14 protein-coding genes, 1 tRNA gene and 2 pseudogenes are annotated in these 21,925 nt (G+C 71.6%); 4 read left to right on the top strand and 13 right to left on the bottom strand.

Annotation, left to right across the window (positions count from 1 at the left end):
• Positions 1-307: 307 nt before the first annotated feature.
• The gene (locus AB0J02_RS04055) at positions 308-1,390 is read left to right on the top strand and encodes a type VII secretion protein (protein ID WP_363192196.1); all 1,083 of its coding nucleotides are present in this window, start codon (positions 308-310) and stop codon (positions 1,388-1,390) included.
• Between the two features lie 48 nt (positions 1,391-1,438).
• Here the strand turns inward: AB0J02_RS04055 and AB0J02_RS04050 are convergent, their stop codons facing one another.
• The 7 genes and pseudogenes from AB0J02_RS04050 to AB0J02_RS04020 form a co-directional block, all read right to left on the bottom strand.
• A complete protein-coding gene (locus AB0J02_RS04050; RefSeq protein WP_363191979.1) occupies positions 1,439-1,966 on the bottom strand; it encodes a hypothetical protein in 528 nt (175 codons plus the stop codon).
• 70 nt (positions 1,967-2,036) lie between these two features.
• Positions 2,037-2,633 carry an MBL fold metallo-hydrolase gene (locus tag AB0J02_RS04045; RefSeq protein ID WP_363191978.1) on the bottom strand — a complete coding sequence of 199 codons (597 nt, stop codon included), beginning with the start codon at positions 2,631-2,633 and terminating at the stop codon, positions 2,037-2,039.
• A gap of 91 nt (positions 2,634-2,724) precedes the next feature.
• Positions 2,725-5,541, bottom strand: a complete 2,817-nt coding sequence (locus tag AB0J02_RS04040; protein WP_363191977.1) for a beta-L-arabinofuranosidase domain-containing protein — start codon at positions 5,539-5,541, stop codon at positions 2,725-2,727.
• Between the two features lie 142 nt (positions 5,542-5,683).
• The gene (locus AB0J02_RS04035) at positions 5,684-7,741 is read right to left on the bottom strand and encodes a pectinesterase family protein (RefSeq protein ID WP_363191976.1); all 2,058 of its coding nucleotides are present in this window, start codon (positions 7,739-7,741) and stop codon (positions 5,684-5,686) included.
• Between the two features lie 112 nt (positions 7,742-7,853).
• Positions 7,854-8,261 (bottom strand): annotated as a pseudogene (locus AB0J02_RS04030) (endo-1,4-beta-xylanase); the annotation flags it as partial.
• Between the two features lie 59 nt (positions 8,262-8,320).
• A pseudogene (locus AB0J02_RS04025) lies at positions 8,321-9,517 on the bottom strand (alpha-glucuronidase); the annotation flags it as partial.
• A gap of 104 nt (positions 9,518-9,621) precedes the next feature.
• A complete protein-coding gene (locus AB0J02_RS04020) occupies positions 9,622-12,738 on the bottom strand; it encodes a sugar-binding domain-containing protein (RefSeq protein ID WP_363191975.1) in 3,117 nt (1,038 codons plus the stop codon).
• A 244-nt stretch (positions 12,739-12,982) separates the two neighbouring features.
• Between AB0J02_RS04020 and AB0J02_RS04015 the strand changes: the two genes are divergently transcribed.
• On the top strand, positions 12,983-14,038 hold the full coding sequence (locus AB0J02_RS04015) for a biotin/lipoate A/B protein ligase family protein (protein ID WP_363191974.1): 1,056 nt from the start codon (positions 12,983-12,985) through the stop codon (positions 14,036-14,038).
• 22 nt (positions 14,039-14,060) lie between these two features.
• Here the strand turns inward: AB0J02_RS04015 and AB0J02_RS04010 are convergent, their stop codons facing one another.
• From AB0J02_RS04010 to AB0J02_RS04000, 3 genes are all read right to left on the bottom strand, one after another.
• Positions 14,061-15,647: an MFS transporter gene (locus AB0J02_RS04010; protein ID WP_363191973.1), complete on the bottom strand. Its 1,587-nt coding sequence runs from the start codon at positions 15,645-15,647 to the stop codon at positions 14,061-14,063.
• Positions 15,648-15,899: 252 nt separating this feature from the next.
• Positions 15,900-16,214: a DUF2316 family protein gene (locus AB0J02_RS04005; protein ID WP_363191972.1), complete on the bottom strand. Its 315-nt coding sequence runs from the start codon at positions 16,212-16,214 to the stop codon at positions 15,900-15,902.
• 45 nt (positions 16,215-16,259) lie between these two features.
• A complete protein-coding gene (locus AB0J02_RS04000) occupies positions 16,260-17,201 on the bottom strand; it encodes an aldo/keto reductase (protein WP_363191971.1) in 942 nt (313 codons plus the stop codon).
• 83 nt (positions 17,202-17,284) lie between these two features.
• Here AB0J02_RS04000 and AB0J02_RS03995 point away from each other — a divergent pair, with 83 nt between their 5' ends.
• Positions 17,285-17,887 (top strand): TetR/AcrR family transcriptional regulator, encoded by a 603-nt coding sequence (locus tag AB0J02_RS03995; RefSeq protein WP_363191970.1) that lies wholly within the window; start codon positions 17,285-17,287, stop codon positions 17,885-17,887.
• Between the two features lie 123 nt (positions 17,888-18,010).
• Positions 18,011-18,967: a lytic polysaccharide monooxygenase gene (locus AB0J02_RS03990; protein ID WP_363191969.1), complete on the top strand. Its 957-nt coding sequence runs from the start codon at positions 18,011-18,013 to the stop codon at positions 18,965-18,967.
• Positions 18,968-19,030: 63 nt separating this feature from the next.
• Here AB0J02_RS03990 and AB0J02_RS03985 read toward each other — a convergent pair.
• The 3 genes from AB0J02_RS03985 to sucD all read right to left on the bottom strand — a co-directional run bounded on the left by AB0J02_RS03985 (position 19,031) and on the right by sucD (position 21,922).
• Positions 19,031-19,118 (bottom strand) — tRNA-Leu (locus AB0J02_RS03985).
• 159 nt (positions 19,119-19,277) lie between these two features.
• Positions 19,278-20,849 carry an aldehyde dehydrogenase family protein gene (locus AB0J02_RS03980; RefSeq protein ID WP_363191968.1) on the bottom strand — a complete coding sequence of 524 codons (1,572 nt, stop codon included), beginning with the start codon at positions 20,847-20,849 and terminating at the stop codon, positions 19,278-19,280.
• 188 nt (positions 20,850-21,037) lie between these two features.
• Complete coding sequence (gene sucD / locus AB0J02_RS03975; RefSeq protein ID WP_363191967.1) at positions 21,038-21,922, bottom strand: succinate--CoA ligase subunit alpha; 885 nt, start codon at positions 21,920-21,922, stop codon at positions 21,038-21,040.
• Positions 21,923-21,925 lie beyond the last annotated feature (3 nt).

Raw genomic sequence — 21,925 nt, 5'->3', positions numbered from 1 at the left:
GACGCCGGAAAAGCCCCAACCCGCGCCGGACCCCGAGCACTCCGTACCGCAGCCGCCCACCGCTGCCCCGGCGCCCCCGCTCGACCTCACCCCGAAGCCGCTGCCCGTGCAGGGCCGACCCGGGGCAGACCCGGAGGACACCCCACCGACGCCGGAAAAGCCCCAACCCGCGCCGGACCCCGAGCACTCCGTACCGCAGCCGCGCGCGACCGCCGCCGCGCCATCGCCCCTCATCGACACCACACCGCGGCCCTTGCCGGTGCCAGCGGCGCAGCCGCCCCACACAGACACCGCGTCGCTGCCCCACATGGACACCACGCCAAGGACGCTGCCCGTGCAGCCGCCTCCGGCGCCGAGCCCCGTGGACACCGCGGCCCGCCCGCCGCTGCCTCCCATGCCGCCCGCTCCGCCCGCGCCCGTGGCGACGGGTTCCGTGCCGGCTGTCCGGCCGCGGGGCGGCATCGCGTTCCCGGCGCCCGAGCCCGTGCTCACCGTCGACGCGCGGCTCGCGCAGGCCACGGGCAAGCCGCAGCACGGCGATTCGGTGGCCCGGCGGTCCGGGCAGTCGCTACGCCGGTTCGCCCTGCCGTCGGCCCAGGCGGGTGGTGAAGAGGCGCGCTGGGCCCGGGAGTTGCAGCATCCGGTGACCAAGGGGCGGGTCGTCGCCGTGACGTCGATCCGGGGCGGCGTCGGCAAGACCACCACCGCCGCGCTCGTCGCCCGTACGCTCCAGCGCGTCCGGCAGGACCCCGTGCTCGCCCTGGAGGCGGACGCCGCCCTCGGCACGCTGGCGGTGCGGCTCGGCGCCCAGTCGGTGCGCTGGTCGTGCACCGAACTGGCTCAGATCCTGAAGCCGTCGATGCATCTCCTCGACATCACCGGCTACTTGGTGCCGCTCCCGGACGGCGGCTGGCTGCTGCCCGCGAGCCAGGGCCGGGTCGGCCCCCCGCTCGACGTCCCCACCTACCGCACCGTCACCCTCGCGCTGCGCCGGCACTTCGCCATGACCGTCGTCGACTGCGAGACGCTGCCGGGCGATGTCGCGCGTACCGCCATGGACACCGCGCACGCGCGCATCATCGTCGCGCCGATGACCGCCGAGGGCGTGGGCGGCACCCGCGTCGTCCTGGACTGGCTCGCCGGGCTGCCGCACTCCACGCTGCCGTCCACCGTCGTGGCTCTCACCTCGGGCGCGCCGGACCAGAACCTCGACCTGGCCGCCGCCACCGCCCACATCCGCGAGACCGGCGTCGGCGTCGTCCATCTGCCCTACGACCGTCATCTCGCCGCGGGCGGCCCGATCCGCACGGATCTGCTCGCCTCGGCCACCCGCGGCGCCGCCGCACACCTCGCGGCCGAGGCGGTGCAGCGGGCGGTGCGGGCCCAGTAGACGACGGTCAAGGAGCGGACGTCCGGGGCCGCGTGGCCCCGGGCGCTCTCAACACCCTTGCGCGACCGGCTCGAACGTGACCTTCGCGCGCGCGTCCGCCTGGTTGACCTCGCTGTAGGTCGCGGGGCGGACGCGGTACCAGACGTCGTCCTTGCGGGGCTTGCCGTTCACGTCGTCGAGCCGCACGCACCAGCGTTCCTGCCGCACGACGCGCGTGTACGTCTCGCTGCCCTTGCGCACCTTCTTGCACTCCTGGTGCTTCGATGTGGTGTACCAGGTCTTGGTACGGCCCTTGCTGCGCCGAATGTGCTTGACCTTGACGGTGTCGGTCGCACACTTCTGCACCAGGTGCGGCCGGGTGCTCCTGGCGGTCTTCCGGCTGACGTGCCGCACGGAGTCACGGAGCCCGGCGACCTCGACCGGCTTGTCCTCGTGCTGATCGGCGTAGGAACTACCGCCCTTCGCCGAACCGGCCTGCGCCGACGCCCCCTTGTCCGAACTGCCGCCGCACGCCGCGAGCACGGTCACGAGCACCATCGTCAGCCCGGCGAGCGCCGGACGCGGTTTCCAGGACATAGCTCCTCTTGGTGTACATGCCATCAGGGACCGGCAGCGTAGCCGACCATGGCCGGGAACGGTGGCCGGGTCAGAGGGATTCACCGGGCCGCAGATACCGGTAATCGGTGTCGGTGTCCTGCGCGAGCCAGCCGTTGACGCTGCTCAGGCCGCGCTCGTTGATCTGCGCGTCGTGCACGGCGAACGCCCTGCGCGGGCCCACCGCGTTGACGAAGTCGATGGCCTGCGCCGTGCTCAGCCACGATCCGTGGGCCGGGACGAGGAGCGTCTCCACCGGCCCCTCGGGTACGTGCAGCGCGTCGCCCGGGTGGTAGACGGACCCGTCGACGACGTAGCCGAGGTTCGCGCAGTCCGGCTGTCCGCCGTGGACGGTCGCGTGCCGGCCGCCGACCGCCCGCACGGCGAACCCCGCCGCGGCGAACTCCGCGCCGGCGGACACCCGTTGCACGTCGGGGCCCGGGATGTCGGCCTCTGCCGGGGCGTACACCGGCACACCGAGCCCTCGCAGGCGCAGGATGTCGACGTGGTCCGCGTGCTCGTGCGTCACCAGGACGGCGTCCGCACCGGTCAGGGCGTCCGGCTCGCTCCAGATCCCGGGGTCGACGACGAGCACGCGCCCCTCGTGTTCGAGCCGCACACAGGCGTGGGTGTACTTCGTGATGCGCATGACGAGGCAACTTAGCGTCCCGCGGCGCCTGTTCACCCGGCGCCCCTGGTCCTGCCTCCGAAGAAGCGGCCGCGGCCGGAACGGCGGACCGTCACGCTTGGTAGGACGCCCGCTTCGCCGTCGCGACGGCCTGCGCCCCGTCGGCGGATGTGAGAAGTCCATCGGCGACCCACGCCTCGACCGTCGCCCGGACGTGGGCGACCAGCGCGGGCTTGTTCCGGAACGGGGCCGCGTCCCAGACCTCGTCGAGCAGGCTCGTCCCGTCGTCCCGTACGGGGTTGGCGACGCCGGAGCCGATGCCCCCGAACACGATGCGCGGCTCGGCCCTGCGGACGTAGACGTGGGTCGGGTCCTCGGTGCCTTCGAGGAACGGGGCGAGTTCGATGCCGTCCGGCGTGGTGTAGTGCAGGGGTGCGCCGTGGACGGCGGTGAGCGTGGGCAGCAGGTCTCCGGAGAGCGCGGCGTTGCGGTACAGGCCGATCTCCACCGCCGTGGCGCGTGCGTCCCGCGCCACCAGGTTGACGGGACCGTAGAAGAGCGCCTGGGTCCTCGCGTCGTCCGGCGTCTTCTCGACGCGCAGCCGGAACGGGATCGAGATCCGCACGGTGTCGCCGTCCTGCCAGGTGCGCCGCACTGAAAGCCAGGTGCCGGGTCTCGCTGAACTCCCGTCCAGCATCCGGCCGTTGACGGTGACCTTGAATCCGTCCTCGGCCCATGCGGGCACGCGCAGCTTCAACGTGAAAGTGGCGGCGCGGCCGCGCACGGTGAGGGTGCTGCCCTGCTCGCGCGGGAAGTCCGTGGTCTGGGTGAGCGTGACGCCCCTCTCCCGCCAGGTGAGCGTCGAGGCGCTGTAGAGGTTGACGTACAGCGCGCTGTCGTCGGCGGCCCGGAGGTACACGGTGTCCTGGTACTTGGTGGCGCTCTCCATGCCGGTGCCCTCGCAGCAGGTGGTGCCCGCCTTCGGCGTGTAGTCGCGTACGTGGCCGGGCTGCAGGCCGATGAAGTACGTGACGAGGGGTTTCTCCGCGTCGGCCCGGTCCTGCTTGGAGCCCAGCACCTGGTTGTAGAGGGCCCGCTCGTAGTAGTCGAGGTACTTGGGGTCCTGGTCGTGGAAGAAGAGCATGCGGCTGAGTTTGAGCATGTTGTACGCGCAGCAGGTCTCGGCGTTGACATCGCTGAGCGTCGCCGCGATGACGCCGCTCTCGCCCCAGAACTCGCGGTCGCTGGTGCCGCCGATGGCGTACATGCGGGGCGGCACGACCATGTCCCAGAAGTTGCGGGCGGCGTCGAGGTAGCGGCGCTCGCCGGTCTCGTCGTAGAGGCGGACCAGGCCGGTGAGGATCGGGATGTGCTGGTTGGCGTGCAGGCCGCCGAGCGTGTCCTCTCCCGCGGCGCACGCGTCGATGAGCCGGTCGAGGTCGAACAGGCGGGCGAGGGCGAGGTGTCGGGGGTCTCCGCTGAGTGCGTACAGGTCGCAGATCGCCTCGACGATGCCACCGAACTCGCCGCTGGAGAAGATCCCCCACATGCGCTGCAGAGTGGCCGCGGGGAGTGGGGACAGCCGGGAGTACATCCAGTCGCAGAGACCTTGCGCCAGGTCGAGGGAGCGGGCGTCGCCGGTGGCGGTGTGCGCGTCGAGGAGGCCGCGCAGGATTTTGTGGGCGGTGTAGTACGGCGCCCAGACCTTGGTGTAGTCGCCGCTGGTCATCGACTCCAGCGCGATGAACTGGGTCTCCGGGTAGGCGGACAGGAATCCGGGGTGGCTCGGCACGCCCCAAGTGCGCCGCAGAGAGGCGGTGTTCCCATGACCCGAGGTGTCGGCGAAGGTGGAGCCGCCGGCCTCGTCGAAGCCGTACGCGGCCAGGTCACCGGCGGCGGCTCCCGCCCCCTCGTGGAGTGCGGCGACCTCGTCCGCGCTCAACGCCCGTGACCACAGGTGGAACTCGTCGAGAGCGCCCGCGAGGACCGGGTCGCCCGCGTAGTGGGACCGGCCGAGCCAGTGGTCCTTCAGGGTGCCGAGCGCGGCCGGTGTCAGGGTCATCTCGGTGTTGCGGGCGACCTCGGCCCCGTCGACGTACAGGATGCCGACGCCGCCGCCGAGGGTGACGGCGATGTGGCTCCAGGCGCCGACGGGCAGCGGCGCCGTCCCGTCGATGCCCTGTTCTCCCCCGGCACCCGAAGTGGTCAGCGCGAAGCGGGGGTTGCCGGTGCCGCCGCGTGCGGCGAGGTACAGATAGCGGGTCGTGTCGTCGCCGAAGTCGGCGACGCGGGCCCAGTCGTCGGTGTGCTCGGGCCTGACCCAGGTCGCGAGGGTGAGGGCGTCGGTCGCGCCGTCGAGGACCCCGGCCGGCAGGTCGACGTACTGGTAGGAGCCGCGGATGTTCGAGACGGCACCGCCGCCGGACCGGCCCGGCACGCTCAGCACCGTCGGGCCGGTGCGCAGCGCGGCACGCACCTCGTACAACTCCCCGACCATGGTGCGGATCTTGTCGGCGTACACCTGCTCGCCGGTGCTCGCGTACGCCTGCGCGAGCATGGTGAGGAAGTGGCCGGTGGTGTGGCCGCGCAGGTTTCCGTTCGCCTCGCCGTCCAGTCCCTCCCAGCCGCCGGGCGCGACGGCGCCCTCCGTGGGCCGGCCGACGTTGGCGCGGAAGACCTGCACGAGCCGCATCTCGTCGTAGCCGCGTCCGAAGTCCAGCATCAGGCGCCGCTTGTCCGCGAACACGCCCTTGCCGAGCGCCACTTGGTCCAGGGCGAAGGGGCGTACGGTCCATGCCTCGGGCGCTGCCGCCTGCCCGGAGGCGGCCGTGCGCGGTGCCGCGGCGGCGCGGCCCGGGGTGAGGGAGAGCGCCGCCGCTCCCAGACTGGCGGCGCCGATGAGGGATCTCCTGGTGGGGCCGGAAGCCATGTCGGACCTCACTCCTGTTCGAGACATCTGGTTCGAGACATCTGGTTCGATATATCGAATGCAGTTCGGTAAAGCGACCAGAAGCTAGGCGTCCGGCACCCACCCGTCAATGATTCCTACAAGGTTGGCGCTGCCGACCGCGTCATCCGGCGGTCGGCGTCCAGCCGCCGAGCCAGTCCGCGACCTCTTGTCCCGCTGCCTGTGCGTCGGTCAGCTGCGGCCGGTCGCCGCTCGCCGAACCGGCGCCCGCCCCGGTGTTCTTGTACTCGGCGAACCGGTCGTCCTTCCAGGAGAAGCCGCCCATGTCCGTCCACGGCGTCGGCTTGACCGCCGCGCTCAGCGTCGAGTTCCGCACGGTCGCCTGCGGGTCGAGGGCCGCGTTGCCGCCCGCGTGCCAGTTGCGGCCCAGGTAGAAACTGCCGTTGGAGACGTCGCCGCCGATGGTGGTCGCGTTGATGAGGATGCCCTTGTCGGCGGCGGCGGTGCTCGGCGCCACGACGTACCCGGCGGACGTGCCGTTCCACCGCTTCTTCAGCGTGATCACGGACTTGTCGATGACGGCGGTGGCGCCGCCGAAGATGAAGTCGACGTTGCCGACGACGTACGAGTTCGTCATGTAGACGCGCTTGCCAGAGCCGTCGACGAGCAGGGTGTCCTGGTCGCCGCTGACGATGACGCTGTCGAGGAAGACCTGGTCCGCATTGGTGCGCAGGGCCACGGCCTGCCCGGCGATGGACTGGTTCGCGCCCTCGTCGAAGTCGTTGGTGACACTCAGGTTGCGCAGTTGGCTGTCCGCGCCGAGGACGTGCACGGTGGCGCTGCCCGAGGTGCCGTACGTCGAGCCGTCCGGCTTGGTCGAGCCGGCGGCGTGGCCCTCGACGATGGTCGTGTCCTTGCGGCTGCTGCCCGTGCCCCGCAGGGTGACGTGCGGCTTGTTCGCGGGGACGGTCACGGTCTCGCGGTACGTGCCCGGTGCGATGAGGATGTCCACGCGCGCGGTGTTGCCCGCGGGCACGGCGTCGACCGCGGCCTGCACGGTCCTGTACTGCCCGCTGCCGTCCTTGGCGACGGTCAGCGTGCTGGCCGCCGCGGCTTTGGTGGCGGCCGTTGTGCCGATCGAACTCCGCGGTCCGGCACCGGACTTGAGCAGCGCCGGCACGTCGGCGGCCTTGTCCAGCGTGTACGCGTAGAACGCCTTCGGATCGAAGGCGGTGCCGCCGCTCTCGTTCCTTCCGCTGGTCCCCGAGAAGACGCTGCCCCGCTGCTCGATGGTGGCGGTGGCGTCCTTGGTGACGGGGTTGTTCATGCCCTGGAAGTAGCTGTTCTCCAGGACCATCCTGGTCCTGCCCCGCGAGTAGTTGCCGTACGCGGACGTGATGGCGGTGCCCGGGTCGTCCTGGAGGTAGTTGTTGTAGAGGTGGGCGTGGGCGGCGTTGTCGGTGGAGGGGTTGCGCTGCTCGGTCTCGCGGATCCAGTTGTGGTGGATCGTGATGTCGGTGACGAGGTTGTCGGTCCAGCCGATGCCGAAGGCCTTGTTGTCGTTGCCGAGCCTGTTCCAGGAGACGGTCACGTCGGTGCTGTCCTTGCGCACGTCGATGAGGCCGTCGGCCATGTGCCGCAGGTCGTTGTGGTCGATCCAGACGTGGTGTGCGCCGTCCATCTGGATGGCGTCGAAGTCGTGGTCCTTGTCGTTCCAGGTGCCCTGGTAGGTGTCGCGGATCGTCAGGTTGCGGATGATCACGTTGTGCACGCCGGTGCCGAGGAAGAATCCGCCGCCGACGATCTGGCCGGAGGTCCCCGAGCCCACGATCGTCTTGTCGGAGGCGACCTTGATCTCCTTGCCGACGGGGTCGATGGCGAGGGCTGCCGCGACGACGATGACGTACGGCTCGCTCGCGGTCGCGTACTTCTCCAGGTCCGCGGCCGTCCTCACGGTCACGGTCCTGCCGTCGCGACCGCCGTACGTGCCGTCCTGTCCCCGGGAGTCGACCGAAGCGAATCCGTCGGCCACGTCGTCGGCCCAGGCCGCGGCGGCCGCATCGGTATCGGCGGTGGCGGCTTCGGCCCGGTCACCGCCGTCCGCGCCGAACACGCCGCCCGAGTAGGCGAGCGCGAGGGCGGCGGCCGCCGCGAGCGGCGCTCCCGCGCCGAGGACGGTGCTGCGTTTGCGGTGCCGGGCCTTGCTGCGGGTGTCACTCATCTGCGGTTGCACTCCGTTGGCGGTGGGGGTCGCCCGTGCCGGATGACACGGGCCGGTGTGGAGTGGGCGCCCGTCCCTGAAAGGTTGCCGCCCGAAGGTTGCCGCCCGCGCGTCAGTGACCGCGGGACGCCGTCGGCGCGGTACGGATCGCGTCGTACGCCGGCTTGTGCCGCAGGTCGTCGTCCCAGGGCAGGGCCGCGCCCTCGCCCGGGAAGACGCCGGGGATCCACGAGTGCCGGTCGGAGTAGCCCCACAGCGTGATGCCGACGCAGCGCCGCACGGCCAGGCAGGCGTCGGTGATCCGGCCGTACCAGTCGGCCTGCTCCGCCGGCTTCGTCGCGCCGGCGGGCAGGATCATGCGGATGTCGCGTTCAGTGAACGCCACGCCGAGGCCCAGGTCCGCGAACCGCCGCAGATTCTCCTGGACCCCGCCCGGGAACCCGTACTGCAACGCCAGATGTCCTTGGAGGCCGAAGCCGTCGATCGGTACGCGGTCCTTCTTGAGCTGCTTGACCAGCGCGTAGTACGCGTCGGACTACGCGCCGGGGCCGTCGACGTTGTAGTCGTTGAGCACGGCCCCAGCCCGGACCGCAGCCGCTCGGGATCAGCGGTCCGGTCCGGCGTGAACGTCAACTCCTTCCATGCGTCCAGGAGTTCGTCGAGATGCGTGTCCGGCTTCCAGGCGAGACGGCCGAGGCGTACAGGTTGAGCTGCGCGAGCGGGTGCCCGGTCCAGAACGGGTCGTCCCCCACGTTCGAGACGGCGACCAGGTCACCGCCGCGGGCGAGGCCGCCGATATCCGGGCCGTCGTCCCCGCCGGGTCGGAACCGCAGCACCTGGGACCACAGGGGCGCGAGCGCGCAGACGTGCCGCTGCCGCCCGGTGTACTCCTGGGTCGCCAGCGACTCGACGGCGACACGGGTGCGGGGCAGTGCGCCGACGACCGGGGAGACGGGCTCGCGGACCTGGAAGTCCATCGGCCCGTACTTGACCTGGAGGACCGCGGTGTCCCTGAACTCCCCGTCGAGCGGGGCGAAATGGTCGTACGCGGCGCGCGCCCGGACCGTGTTCCGGTCGCGCCGGTCCTGACGGTGGTCGTAGACGAAGGCCCGCCAGTGGACGATGCCGCTGTGCGGGGCGAGCGCGTCAGCGAGCAGGTTCGCGCCGTCGGCGTGGCTGCGGCCGGGGCGAACGGCCCCGGCTGCCCTTGGGAGTCGGCCTTGACGACGAAGCCCCCGGAGTCGGGGGTGTGCCGGTACTCGTTCGCGGCCGCTTCCGCCCACCAGGCACGGACCTCGCCGTCGGGCGGGTCTGCGGTGCCGAGGCCGCCGAGCAGCACGGGTTCGGCGAAGCGACGGACAGGTGGGTGCGGATGCCGTAGGCGCGCACCCGGGGGAGGTCGCCGCGGGCCCGGCCGTCCCGCCAGAACAGTGAGCCGCCCGCGTAGCCGCGCTCGACCTGCCCCATCACCGGGTGCACGGTCACGTTGTCCCAGTGGTTGAGCATGCGCAGGGCGAGCTCGGGCCGGTGCGTCCGCGTGGGTGCGGCCTCGAACGCGGCGGCACCGAGCCGCACCACGTGGAAGTAGCCGTACAGGAGCCCTGCCGGGGCGGAGGCGGTGACGGTGGCGCGGGCGCCGTGGCGTTCCAGGGTGAAGCCCTCGGGGCCCGCGTCACCGCCGTCCGTGATGCGCAGCACCAGTTCGCAGGACGCGCCGTCGTCGTAGTGCTGAACCCCGCTGAACTGAGCGCGCACGTAGGCGACTTCATAGCGCATGGTGTCGACGATCGGACCGTCTCCGAGGACGTGGACGCGTCGCGTCCCGACCCCGCGCAGCGCCTCGTCGGGCAGCCACGCGGGGTCGATGCCGAACGGCGGGGTCACGACCGCGCCACGTCCAGCGCACTGATCCCGAACGCTCCCTCGACCGTGCCCGGCCGGCCGCTGACGAGGTCGAGCCGGAGCCGGCGGCCCCGGACGGCGTCGAAGGTGACGACGGTCGGCTCGCCGGACGCCGCGGCCCAGTCGATGTCGGCGTCGGGCACGGGAACGTACCGCGTGCCGTTCCACACCGACACGGCGAGCGACGTGGGCAGCGTGTGCCGGGCGTCGACGGTGAAGGAGACCTCGACCCGGCCGACCTCCCGCTCCTGCGCCCACTCCACCGAGACCCAGTCACGCGGCCTGGCCCCGTTGAAGGCGGGCAGCAGGGCTGTGGCGGCCTTCTGGAACGCGTTGGACCACTGGGTGGTCGCGTCGCCGTCGAGCATCGCGGCGGGCAGGGTGTTGGTGGCGCCCGAGTAACTGGCGTCCGCCAGCGGGTACTTGGGCGTGTCCCCGGGGTCGGGAACGAAGGGTTCCACCGGGGTGACGGGTGCGCCCGCCGGTCCGGTCACCCGCACGGACGCCTTCCCGGCGCGCAGCCCGTCCGCGCGCGCGGTGACGGTGAGCGTGCCGGGCTTCGTGCCCGTACGGACCATCGCGAGCGCCAGGCCGTGGAAGGCGGTGCGCGTACTGGCCTGGTAGCGCTCGGCGCTCTCCTGCCGTCCGTTGTCCAGGCCGGCCAGGTGGCCCCCGTCGACGTCGAACGCGATGCGGTGCTCGGCGTCCGGCACGATGACGCCGCGCGCGTCGACGACCTCGGCCGTGACGAACACCAGGGAGCGCCCGTCCGCCGTCAGGGACTTGCGGTCGGCCGTCAGCCGCACGGCGTGCGCCTTCCCGGCCGTGCGCAGGACGTCCGTCGCCACGACCTTCCCATCACGCCGCGCCACCGCCTTCAACTCCCCCGCCGCGAACGGCACCTTCCATGTCAGGTGCAGTTTGCCCGCGCTGCCGTTGGGGCTGGTGTAACTGCCGGGGTGGGCGCCCGACGTGACGGTCTTGTCGTCGCCGGTCGCCTCCGTGGTCTCCAGGTACGCACGCCCGTCGACGGTCTTCTTCTCGTCGAAGGAACGCACGCCCAGCGAACGGCCGTTGAGGAAGAGCTCGACATCGGCGACGTTCGCGTACGCCCACACCTCCACCTCCTCGCCGTCCTCGTACGTCGACCAGTCCATCGGCAGCAGATGCACCATCGGCTCGTCGGACCACTGGCTGCGGAAGAGGTGGTACATGTCCTTCGGGAACCCGGCGGTGTCGACCGCGCCGAAGAACGAGGCCTTCACCGGGAACACGTCGTACGGGGTCGGCTCGCCGATGTAGTCGATGCCGGACCACAGGAACTCGCCCGCGAAGAACCGCCGGTCGCGGTCCTTCTTCAGGCCGTACTCGCCGCTCATCGTCCACGAGGCGAGGTTGTTGTCGTAACTGGAGGTCGCCCGCCGCCCCGGCGTGTGGTTCTCCCCTGTGTTGAGGTGCCCGGGCTCCTGGTAGGTGCCCCGGCTCGACGTCTCCGACGACGACTCGGACTCGAAGAGGAACAGGTGCGGGTAACGGGCGTGCAGCGCGTCGACGGAGGCGGCCGTGTTGTAGTTGAGGCCGAGGCCGTCCAGCTTGGCGAGGATCAGGTCGGCGGGCGATCCGGCGGCGGGCAGCGAGCGGTACTTGTCGGAGCCGATGACGACCGGCCGCGTCGTGTCGAGGGCCTTGATGTCGTCGACGAGGCGCTGCGCGATGGCGACGCCCTCGGTGCGGGTCGAGTCGGGGATCTCATTGCCGATGGACCACATCAGGACGGCGGGCGAGTTACGGGCGGCGCGCACCATCTCGGCGATGTCGGCGTCGCTGTGCTCGTCGAAGAAGCGCCCGTAGTCGTAGGTGTTCTTGCCGGTGCGCCAGCAGTCGAAGGCCTCCACGAGCATGATGACGCCGAGGTCCTCGCAGGCCTCGATCACCTCGGGCGCGGGCGGGTTGTGGGAGGTGCGCAGGGCGTTGACGCCCATGCTCTTCATTATCTTCAACTGACGTCGTACGGCGTCGGGTTGGACGGCGGCGCCGAGCGCTCCGAGGTCGTGGTGGAGGTCGACGCCCTTGATCTTCGTGTGGGTGCCGTTGAGTGAGAGCCCGGTCTCGGGGTCGAAGGCGGCGTGCCGGATGCCGAAGCGGGTGCGGTACGTGTCGACGGTGCGGCCGTCCACCCGCAGATCGGTGACGAGCGTGTACCGGTGCTCCGGGGTGTCGATGGACCACAACTGCGGGTGTTTCACCGTGAGTCGGTCGTGGGCGGTGCCACCCGGGTCGGCCGTGACCCCCTTGAGCACGGACTCGGTGCGCGCGACGCGACGCCCCTTGGGGTCGCGGACGGTGGAGACGACGGTGACGTTCCGCGCGGTGCCCGCCTCGCCCACGACCGCGGTGCGCACGTCGACCGTCGCGTACCCCTTGTCGAGGGTGGCGGCCAGGTCGGGCGTCGTCACGAAGGTGCCCCAGCGCTCGACGTGCACCGGCTCGGTGACCACCAGCCGGGCATGGCGGTAGATGCCGCTGCCGGAGTACCAGCGGCTGCTGGGCAGCCGGTTGCGGACCTCGACGGCGAGGACGTCGGCGGTACGGCCGTCGGTGTGCACGAGGTCCGTGATGTCGTACGCGAACCCGGTGTATCCGTAAGGGTGGTTGCCGACGAGTTCGCCGTTGACGTAGACGTCGGCGTCCATGTAGACGCCGTCGAACTCGACGGAGATCCGCTTGCCCGCGTAGCCGCGCGGCACGGTGAACTTCTTGCGGTACCAGCCGAGTCCGCCCGGCAGGAAGCCGGTGCCGCTGGTCGTGTTGTGCTCGGTGGTGGGGGTCTGCTCGATGCTCCAGTCGTGCGGGACCGCGACCGTGCGCCAGTCCGTGTCGTCGTAGCCGGGCCGCTCGGCGTCGGTGTAGGCGCCGGTCGGGTCGGCGATCCCGCCGGGGTCGACGAGCGCGAAGCGCCAGCCGTCGGTGAGCTCGACGGTGCGGCGCCCCACGGTGCCGGTGCGCTCGGCGGCGTGCGCCGCGGGTGCGGCGAGCACTCCGGCGGCGGAGGTGGCCGCGCCCGCGGCCAGCACGGTTCTGCGGGTGACAGGCATGAGCGGGTCTCCTCGAAGCGAACATGATTCACCAGAAAGCCACTGTCTTGCGGTAACGGATCCTTCGACTTCGAACAGGTATTAGTCAAGGCTCTTACCGAATACCGTTCCTGGTGAATCCGTTCACTGCCGTTGCCTGTGAGGTTTCCGGCCACGGCGCGGGTGATCGGCGGCGCGTTAGCGTTGACCACATTCAGGAAACATCCGCGGATTCCGGAACATCCGCGGCGGAAGGCGGCGCACAGTGCACGGCGAGTACAAGATCCCCGGCGGCAAGCTGGTCGTCGTAGACGTCGAGGTGACGGACGGCGTGCTGCGCGACGTCCGGGTGGCGGGCGACTTCTTCCTGGAACCGGACGACGCGCTCCCGGCGATCAACTCCGCGCTCGAAGGCGCCCCGGCCGACGCGGACCAGCCCGCGCTCGCCGCCCGCGTCGAGGCGGCCCTGCCGCCCGGCACCACCATGCTCGGCCTGACCACCGACGGCGTCGCCACGGCCGTGCGCCGCGCCCTCGCCCAGGCCACCGACTGGCGCGACTACGACTGGCAGCTCATCCACGACGCCCCGCAGTCCCCCGTGCTCCACATGGCGCTCGACGAGGTGATGACGGAGGAGGTCGCGCTCGGGCACCGCCCGCCGACCCTGCGCGTGTGGGAGTGGGACCGCCCGGCCGTGATCATCGGCAGCTTCCAGTCGCTGCGCAACGAGGTGGACGCCGAGGGCGTCGCCCGGCACGGCGTCACCGTGGTGCGGCGGATCTCCGGCGGCGGCGCGATGTTCGCGGAGCCCAAGTCGACGATCACGTACTCGCTGGCCGTCCCCGAGTCCCTGGTCTCGGGCCTCTCCTTCCAGGACTCGTACGCCTACCTCGACGACTGGGTGCTCGGCGCGCTGGCCGACATGGGCATCAAGGCCTGGTACCAGCCGCTCAACGACATCGCCACGGACGTCGGGAAGGTCGCGGGCGCCGCCCAGAAGCGGATGGTGGCGGGCGGCGGCGCCGTGCTCCACCACGTGACCATGTCCTACGACATCGACGCCGACAAGATGGTCGAGGTGCTGCGCATCGGCCGCGAGAAGCTCTCCGACAAGGGCACGAAGAGCGCCAAGAAGCGGGTCGACCCCCTGCGGCGGCAGACCGGCCTGCCGCGCGAGGAGGTCATCGCCCGCATGATCGACTCGTTCCGGGACCGCTACGGACTCACCGAGGGCCGGGTGACCGAGGCGGAGCTGGCCCGCGCCGAGGAACTCGTCGCCACGAAGTTCGGTACGCCGGAGTGGACGGCGCGGGTGCCGTAGGACGGATGCCGCGGGGACGCTCTCAGTCGGCGTCGGGAGCCGGCCGGGAGCGTACGCCGATGGTGGCCAGGGCGATGACCGCGGCGGCCAGCATGCCGATTCCGCCGATCAGCGCGCAGGTGTGCAGCGCGTCGGTGAAGCTCGCGCCGTACGCGGTCAGGGCACGTCCGGTGTCCCGGCCCGAGCCGAGGCGCAGGAACGCGCCCGCCTGGATGCCGACGTCCGTCACCGTGCCGAGGACCTGGCCCTGCCCGGCCGCGTCGAGGCCGGAGCCGGCCAGGTGCCCGGGCAGCGTGTCGAGGGTCTGCCGGGTGAGGACGACACCGAAGACGGCGGGGCCGAGCGCGCTGCCGATCTGGCGCAGCGCGCTGTTCGCGGCGCCTGCCGTGCCCGCGAGGCGGTGCGGCAGGCTGTCCATGGCGATCGTGGTGACCGGGGCCATGGCGAGGGCGATGCCGATACCGAGCACCGCGATGACGAGGGCCGCTTCGCCGGTGCCGGTGTCGGCCCGGAAGAGGGTCACGCAGAGCGCGCCGATGCCGCCGACGACGAGTCCGGTGACGAGGAGCAGCCCGGGGGACGTCCGGTTCATGAGGCGGCCGACGAGCGGGCCGAGCAGGACCGTGAACCCGTTGAGGGCGAGCAGCCGCACCCCGATGTCCCAGGTCGACGCGTGGTGGACGAGGCCGAAGTACTCGCTCAGCGCGAACACCAGGCCGACCTGCGCGAAGAGGGTCAGGCCCATCACGAGCGCGGCCCCGGAGAACGCCGGCGACCGGAACAGCCGCAGGTCCAGCATCGGGCAGGGCGAGCGCAGTTCGGCGACGACGAAGGCGGGCAGCGCGAGCGCCGCGGCGACGAGGCCGAGCAGCGCCCCGCCCGACCCCCAGCCGGCGGCGCCGCCCTCGATGACGCCGTAGACGAGCCCGGTGACGGCGACGACGGCGAGGAGCTGTCCCGGCAGGTCGAGGTGGCGTTCGCGGGTCGACCGGGACTCGGTCAGGACGAGGGCGCCGGCCACCGCCGCGGCCAGGCCGGCGGCGAGCGCGGGCAGGAAGATCCACCGCCAGCTCAGATGCTCGACGATCACCCCGTTGAACAGCGGGCCGAGGGTCAGGCCGAGCCCCAGCGAGGCCGTCCACAGCGCGATCGCCGCGGCCCGTTCACGGGGGTCGGGACAGATGTGGCTGAGCAGCGCGAGGGTCGAGGGGAGCAGCGCGGCGGTGCCCACGCCGGTGAGCGCCTGACCCACGCAGACCTGAACGACGCCACCGGCGGTCAGACAGACGAGGCAGCCCAGACAGAACAGCGTCAGGCCCGCCAGGTACGACTTCTTGCGGCCGTACAGATCGCCGATCATCCCGCAGGTCAGCAACAGGGCCGCGGTCGGCAGGATGAACGCGACCGTGATCCATTGCAGGCCGGCGGTGGACGCGTCGAGCGCTTGCTGCATGACGGGTAGCGCGACGGAGACGCCGACGACCGGCAAGTAGGAGACGAACACCCCTGCGCAGGCCAGCACGATGGTGGCCGCGCGCCGCCGGGGCGGGCTGAACCGCCGGGCGGCTATGGAGAGTTGGGGCGGATCGGGGAAAGCGGTCGTCGACATGGCACCTCGAACGGTCCGGACGTGCGCGTCCCCCTGGGGTATCAGGGGGAACCGTTGGGGACCGTAACCCGGCCGAGGGGCCCGGGAGATGCCCTCGGACCCGAAATCAAAGATGAACGACGGCGGTGGCTACGTCACCGGCCTCTCGGCCGCTGCCCGGTCGGCGCCCTGCGCGGCGGGCCCGTCCGACGCCGCCCGCGCGACCGGGATCGGCGCCGCCACGCCGGACGCGACCACGACACGAGCGAGCCGTCAGGGCGTCACCAAGACGTGCCGCGGGGCCTTGCGCAAGCGGAACCAGACGCGGGCCATGCCCCGCGATCGGTCGGTCAGCACGGTGTAGGGGGTGGGCGCCCCGCCGGCGTCCAGGACGGCTTGCCGGAGGTAGTCACGCAGCTGCCATACGTCGCCGGGGTCGGACGCGGGGTCGACGTCGAGCGTGCCGCGCAACCGTTCGCGTGTGCGGCCCAGATCCGCCGCGACGTCGTGGAGCTCGAGTCCGGACCGGGCGAGATTGTCCAGCAACTCCTCGCTCGTCCGGTGTCGTTCGGCGGGGTTCAGCGTCATCGGTGACCTCACTTCTGGTGATGCGAGACAGTGCGCCCCGGGGCCCTAGCCGACCTCGATGTCGCCGGTGCGGGTCGGGACCGCGTCGAGCGCGTCGAGCGTCGCGGCGTCGAGGGTGACCGCGCCCGCGTCGACGTTCACCCGCAGGTGCTCCGGGTCGGCGGTGCCGGGGATGAGGAGCACGTTCGGGGCGTGGTGAAGGAGCCAGGCGAGTCCGACCTGCGCGGGGGTGCTGCCGAGCGCCTGGGCCGCGGCGACGACGGCGGGCTCGTCGGTCACCTTCGGCATGCCGGCGAAGGCGCTGCCGAGCGGGAAGTACGGCACCCAGGCGATGCCCTCGGCGACGCAGAACCGCAGCATGTCCTCGTCGTCGCGCGCCACGAGGCTGTAGGCGTTCTGCACGCAGGCGACGCCCGCCGGGAGCGCCTGTCGCAGCTGGTCGGGGGTGACGTTGCTGACGCCGATGGCGCCGATCTTGCCCTCGTCGCGCAGCTCGGTCAGGACGGCGAGCTGGTCGTCCATGTCGACGATCTGGTCACCCTCGGCGCGGAGCCCGGGGCCGGTGTCGGCGCGGCGCAGGTTGACGAGGGGGACCTGGTCGATCCCCAGGGTCTTGAGGTTGTCCTCGACGCCGGCCCGCAACTGCTCGGGGCGCTGGGCGAGGCGGAGCGGGATGGGGCCGTCGGCGTCGGGTTCGGCGCCGACCTTGCTGACGACGATGACGTCGTCCTCGGGGCGGAGCGCTTCGGCGATGACCTCGTTGGAGAAACCGTGCCCGTAGAACTGGGCGGTGTCGATGTGGTCGACGCCGAGTTCGACGGCGCGGCGCACCAGCGCGACGGCCGCCGCGCGGTCGCCCCGCAGACGCTCGAGCTGCATGGCGCCGAAGCCGACGCGGGAGACGGTGCGCCCGGCGAGCGGGGCGGGGCCGCCGGCCCGGGCCGCTCCGGTGGCGGTGAACTGGTCGGATCGGTTGGTGGAAGCCATGACAGTGCCGCCCTCGTGAGACGATGAGTTAAACGGAGGGACTCCGTTATTGAGACCGTAGCACTAACCGGAGGGCCTCCGCTTTGACCGCGCCCGATTTCGAGACGCCCGGCCGCCCGAAGGGCGCGACCGCACGGCCGGCCCGCGCAGACGCCAGGCGCAACCGCGAGAAGCTCCTCGCCGCCGCCCGCGCCGCCTTCACCTCGGCGAACGAGACCGCTCCACTGGAGGCCATCGCCCGCGAGGCCGGCGTCGGGATCGGCACGCTGTACCGCCACTTCCCCACCCGCGAAGCCCTCGTCGAGGCGCTCTACTCCGCCGAGCTGGACGCCGTCGTCGACAGCGCGCCCGCGCTCCTCGACACGCTCCCGCCCGAGGCCGCGCTGCGCGCGTGGGTGGAGCGCTACGCCGGGTTCCTCGCGACCAAGCGCGGGATGTCCGACACCCTGCGCGCCGGCTGGGCCTCGGGCAGCATCGCGACCCCGGCCACGCGGGAGCGGATCACCGCGACCCTCGCGATGTTCCTCGACGCGGGGACGGAGACGGGCGCACTGCGCGCGGACGTCGAGGCCGAGGAGGTCACGATGATGCTCCTCGGCGTGTTCCTCTCCACCCAGGCGGTCAACTGCCCGGAGAAGACGGGACGGCTCCTGGACCTCGCGGTCGACGCACTGCGCCCTGTCTGATCCGGGTCTGATCCGGGCGTACGAGGAGAGGTCGCTGAAACATCTCCGGCCACGGCAACCTTTTCCGTCCCGGCGACGACCCCAGGGCGAGCCGCTCATCGGAAACTCCGAAGGAGACGTCCCATGACCGTTCCCCACTTACGCAGAACCGCCGCTCTCGCCGGTGCCGTCGGCCTCGCCGCCGCGGCCGTGCTGGCTCTTCCCGGCACCGCCGCGGCGCACGGCGTGGCCCTGACCCCCGGCTCCCGTACCTACCTCTGCTACAAGGACCTGCTCGCCCACTCCTCCACCCAGATGCCGGCCAACCCCGCGTGCAAGGCAGCGGTCGAGAAGGCGGGCACCACGCCGCTGTACAACTGGTTCGCGGTGCTCGACTCCAACGCGGGCGGCCGCGGCGAGGGCTACGTCGCGGACGGCACGCTGTGCAGCGCCGGCGACCGCAGCCCGTACAACTTCTCCCCGTACAACGCCGCCCGCACCGACTGGCCGGTCACCCACCTGACCTCCGGGTCCACCATCGAGGTCAAGTACAGCAACTGGGCGCACCACCCGGGCACGTTCCAGGTGTACGTCACCAAGGACGGCTTCGACCCCACCGAGCCGCTGGGCTGGTCGGACCTGGAGAAGGTGCAGACCGTCCAGAACCCGCCGCACGACGGCGGCCCGGGTACCGAAGCGGGCCACTACTACTGGGACCTGCAACTGCCCGAACGCACCGGCCGGCACATGCTGTTCGTCCAGTGGGTCCGCTCCGACAGCCAGGAGAACTTCTTCTCCTGCTCGGACCTGCTCTTCGACGGAGGCAACGGCGAGGTCACCGGCCTCTCCGGCCCCTCCGGCCCCTCCGGCCCCTCCGGCCACAAGCAGTCCGGTACCGAGGTGGCCGCGATCGGCGCGAACAAGGCGATCACCCAGGCGCACGCGGTGCACCAGGGCCACGCCCACGCGGCACACGAGGCAGAGCCGGCGACGGGCGGAGGCGGCTCCGCGGGCGTCCTCGCCGCCGCGGGCTCGGTGGCCCTGCTCGGCGGCGCCGTCCTGCATCTGCGCTTGCGCAAGCCGGCCGGCGGCGACCGCTGACGCCTTCGGACGCACAGCGAAGAGCCCTGGTCGATACCGACTCGACCAGGGCTCTTCGATTTGTGGTGTCCGAGGGGGGACTTGAACCCCCACGCCCGATAAAGGGCACTAGCACCTCAAGCTAGCGCGTCTGCCATTCCGCCACCCGGACAAGGTGTCTGTCGTTCACGGGGTGTTCCCCGCGGCGACATGGACAACAATACCAAGGTTTCGGAGTGGCTTTCACCTGCGTATCCGACCCTCGTGACCTGGGGCTTTACAGGCTCACCAGGAGTGACGGGGCTGTTACGTGCACGGCCGGGACGTCGGGTCAGGGCATCAGGTGGTACTCGGGAAAGTTCCCCGGCAGCCGCTCCCCCGCCTTCCCTTCCGTGACGGCCCTGATGAGCAGCTCGCCGCCGACGAACGCGCCGCGCCAGGACGCGCCGAAGCCGCCGAACAGCTCCGCGCGGTCGCCGCGCGAGCGCGGCTTGCCGTGACCGACCTTGAAGGCGCGGATCTGCGGGGCGAGACGTTCGTACGTCCGCTCGTCGTCGGTGGAGAGGGTGGCCACCAGCGCGCCGTTCGAGGCGTTCATGGCGGCGAGCAGCTCCGCCTCGGTGTCGACCAGGACGATCGTGTCGACCGGGCCGAAGGGTTCGGCGTGGTGCAGGGGCGACGAGGGGGGCGGGTTGAGGAGCGTGACCGGGTGGACGTAGGCGCTGGTGTCCTGGCCCGGCAGGAAGCGGTCGGGGTCGAGGGCGGAGCGGTACAGGGGAACGGCTCCGCGGTCGATGGCCTCGGTCACCTGGTCGGTGAGTTCCTTGGCCTTCGCCGCGTTGATGAGCGGGCCGAAGTCCAGCTCCGGGTACGGGTCCTCGGGCGCGGCGACCGCGAGCGGGTGGCCGACGCGCAGGGTGCGGACGGCCGGCAGGTACGCGGCGAGGAACGCGTCGAAGGCGTCGCGCTGCACGACGAAGCGCGGGTAGGCGGTGCAGCGCTGCTTCCCGTAGTCGAACAGCTTGGGGATCGTCGCGGTCAGCTTGGACCAGTCGGTGAAGTTCCAGATGCCCCAGGTGTTGAGTCCCTCCTGTTCGAGGATGTGGCGCTTGCCGAGGTCGGCGACGTCCGTGGCGACGGAGGCTCCGGTGTCGCGCCCGCCGACGAAGGACACGCAGCCGATCTCGGGCGCCCGCACCAGCGCCTGGGAGAGCTGCCCGCCGCTGCCGCTGACGAGCGTGACGGGGATGCCCTCGCGGGCGGCGAGGGCGCAGGCCAGTGTGAGGCAGGAGACGCCGCCGTCGGTCGGGGCCTTGGCGATGACCGCGTTCCCTGCCAGTGCTTGGACCAGCATGGCGTGAACGAGCACGCTCATCGGGTAGTTCCAGCTCGCGATGTTCGACACCGGTCCGGGCAGCGGGGTGCGGTCGCCGAGCATGTCGTCGATGCCGTCGACGTACCAGCGCACACCGTCGATGGCCCGGTCCACGTCCGCCTGGGCGAGCCGCCACGGCTTGCCGATCTCCCATACGAGGAGCAGGGCGAGCAGTTCGCGGTGCTGGGTGAGGGCGTCGAGAGTGGCCGCGACGCGGGCGCGCCGCTCGGCGAGGGGGACGTGCCGCCAGGCGCGGTGCTGGTCGAGCGAGGCGCGTACGGCCTGGTGGGCGGTGGGCGCGTCGAGGCGCGGCGGGCCGGCGATGGGGCTGCCGTCGACGGGGGTGGTGGCGGGCAGGGCGCGGCCGTCGGCCTGCCAGCCGCCGCCCCAGAGATTGAGCACGCGGTCGTCCTGGAAGGCCTCGGGGGCGACGGCGAGGCAGCGCCGCCAGGCGTCGTCCCAGGAGGTGCCGGCCTTGAGGGTGCTGGGTGTGGCGAGGGTGGTGGATGTGGTGAGGGTGGTTGCCATTTCTCTGATCTCCGCTCACGGTGCACAGTCGGGGCGGGGCACTTGTCATGGCTGTCCGGGCTGGTGGCCCTCGGTGCTGATACGTGTTCGGGCTGATGGCCCGTCGCGTTGGACGGGAGGTGCCCGGTAAGCACCTCCCGTATGCCTATGACCTTATGTGGATGGGCAGTTGGCGCGTATGAAAAGCGTCACTGGTCGGCCGCGAGCCGTTCGAGGACGAGGCGGGCCGTTTCGGTGGGGGTCGATCCGACGCGTACGCCGACCGCTTCCAGGGCTTCCTTCTTGGACTGCGCCGTGCCGGACGAACCGGAGACGATGGCACCCGCGTGGCCCATGGTCCTGCCCTCGGGCGCGGTGAATCCGGCGATGTAGGCGACGACCGGTTTGCTGACGTGGTCGCGGATGTACGCGGCGGCCCGCTCCTCGGCGTCGCCGCCGATCTCCCCGATGAGGACGACGAGTTCGGTCTCCGGGTCACTCTCGAAGGCGGCGAGGCAGTCGATGTGGGTGGTGCCGATGACGGGGTCGCCGCCGATGCCGGCGCAGGTGGAGAAGCCGATGTCCCGTAGCTCGTACATGAGTTGGTAGGTGAGCGTGCCCGACTTGGACACCAGGCCGACGCGGCCGGTTTTGGTGATGTCGGCGGGGATGATGCCGGCGTTGGACTGGCCGGGCGTGATCAGCCCGGGGCAGTTGGGGCCGATGACGCGGGTGCCCAGACGACGGGCGTGCGCGTGGAAGGCCACGGCGTCGTGCACGGGGATGCCCTCCGTGATGACGACGGCGAGCGGGATGCCCGCGTCGGCGGCCTCGACGACGGCGGCCCTGGCGAAGGCGGGCGGCACGAACACGACGGTGACATCGGCTCCGGTGGCCGCCATGCCGTCGCGCACGCTGCCGAAGACGGGGACGGCGCGGTCGTCGAAGTCGACGGTGCGGCCGGCCTTGCGAGGGTTGACCCCGCCGACCACGTCCGTACCCGAGGCGATCATGCGGCGGGTGTGCTTCATGCCCTCGGCGCCGGTCATGCCCTGGACGAGGACCTTGCTCTCCTTGGTGAGGTAGATGGCCATGTC

Source organism: Streptomyces sp. NPDC050264 (genome assembly GCF_040655895.1).
Lineage (GTDB): Bacteria > Actinomycetota > Actinomycetes > Streptomycetales > Streptomycetaceae > Streptomyces.
This window is presented reverse-complemented; position numbering and strand designations above follow the sequence as displayed.

Bases quoted from the DNA above. Each gene is read 5' to 3' on its own strand.
- AB0J02_RS04055 (WP_363192196.1), top strand. From the start codon at position 308: ATGGACACCACGCCAAGGACGCTGCCCGTGCAGCCGCCTCCGGCGCCG.
- AB0J02_RS04050 (WP_363191979.1), bottom strand. From the start codon at position 1,966: ATGTCCTGGAAACCGCGTCCGGCGCTCGCCGGGCTGACGATGGTGCTC.
- AB0J02_RS04045 (WP_363191978.1), bottom strand. From the start codon at position 2,633: ATGCGCATCACGAAGTACACCCACGCCTGTGTGCGGCTCGAACACGAG.
- AB0J02_RS04040 (WP_363191977.1), bottom strand. From the start codon at position 5,541: ATGGCTTCCGGCCCCACCAGGAGATCCCTCATCGGCGCCGCCAGTCTG.
- AB0J02_RS04035 (WP_363191976.1), bottom strand. From the start codon at position 7,741: ATGAGTGACACCCGCAGCAAGGCCCGGCACCGCAAACGCAGCACCGTC.
- AB0J02_RS04020 (WP_363191975.1), bottom strand. From the start codon at position 12,738: ATGCCTGTCACCCGCAGAACCGTGCTGGCCGCGGGCGCGGCCACCTCC.
- AB0J02_RS04010 (WP_363191973.1), bottom strand. From the start codon at position 15,647: ATGTCGACGACCGCTTTCCCCGATCCGCCCCAACTCTCCATAGCCGCC.
- AB0J02_RS04005 (WP_363191972.1), bottom strand. From the start codon at position 16,214: ATGACGCTGAACCCCGCCGAACGACACCGGACGAGCGAGGAGTTGCTG.
- AB0J02_RS04000 (WP_363191971.1), bottom strand. From the start codon at position 17,201: ATGGCTTCCACCAACCGATCCGACCAGTTCACCGCCACCGGAGCGGCC.
- AB0J02_RS03990 (WP_363191969.1), top strand. From the start codon at position 18,011: ATGACCGTTCCCCACTTACGCAGAACCGCCGCTCTCGCCGGTGCCGTC.
- AB0J02_RS03980 (WP_363191968.1), bottom strand. From the start codon at position 20,849: ATGGCAACCACCCTCACCACATCCACCACCCTCGCCACACCCAGCACC.
- sucD (WP_363191967.1), bottom strand. From the start codon at position 21,922: ATGGCCATCTACCTCACCAAGGAGAGCAAGGTCCTCGTCCAGGGCATG.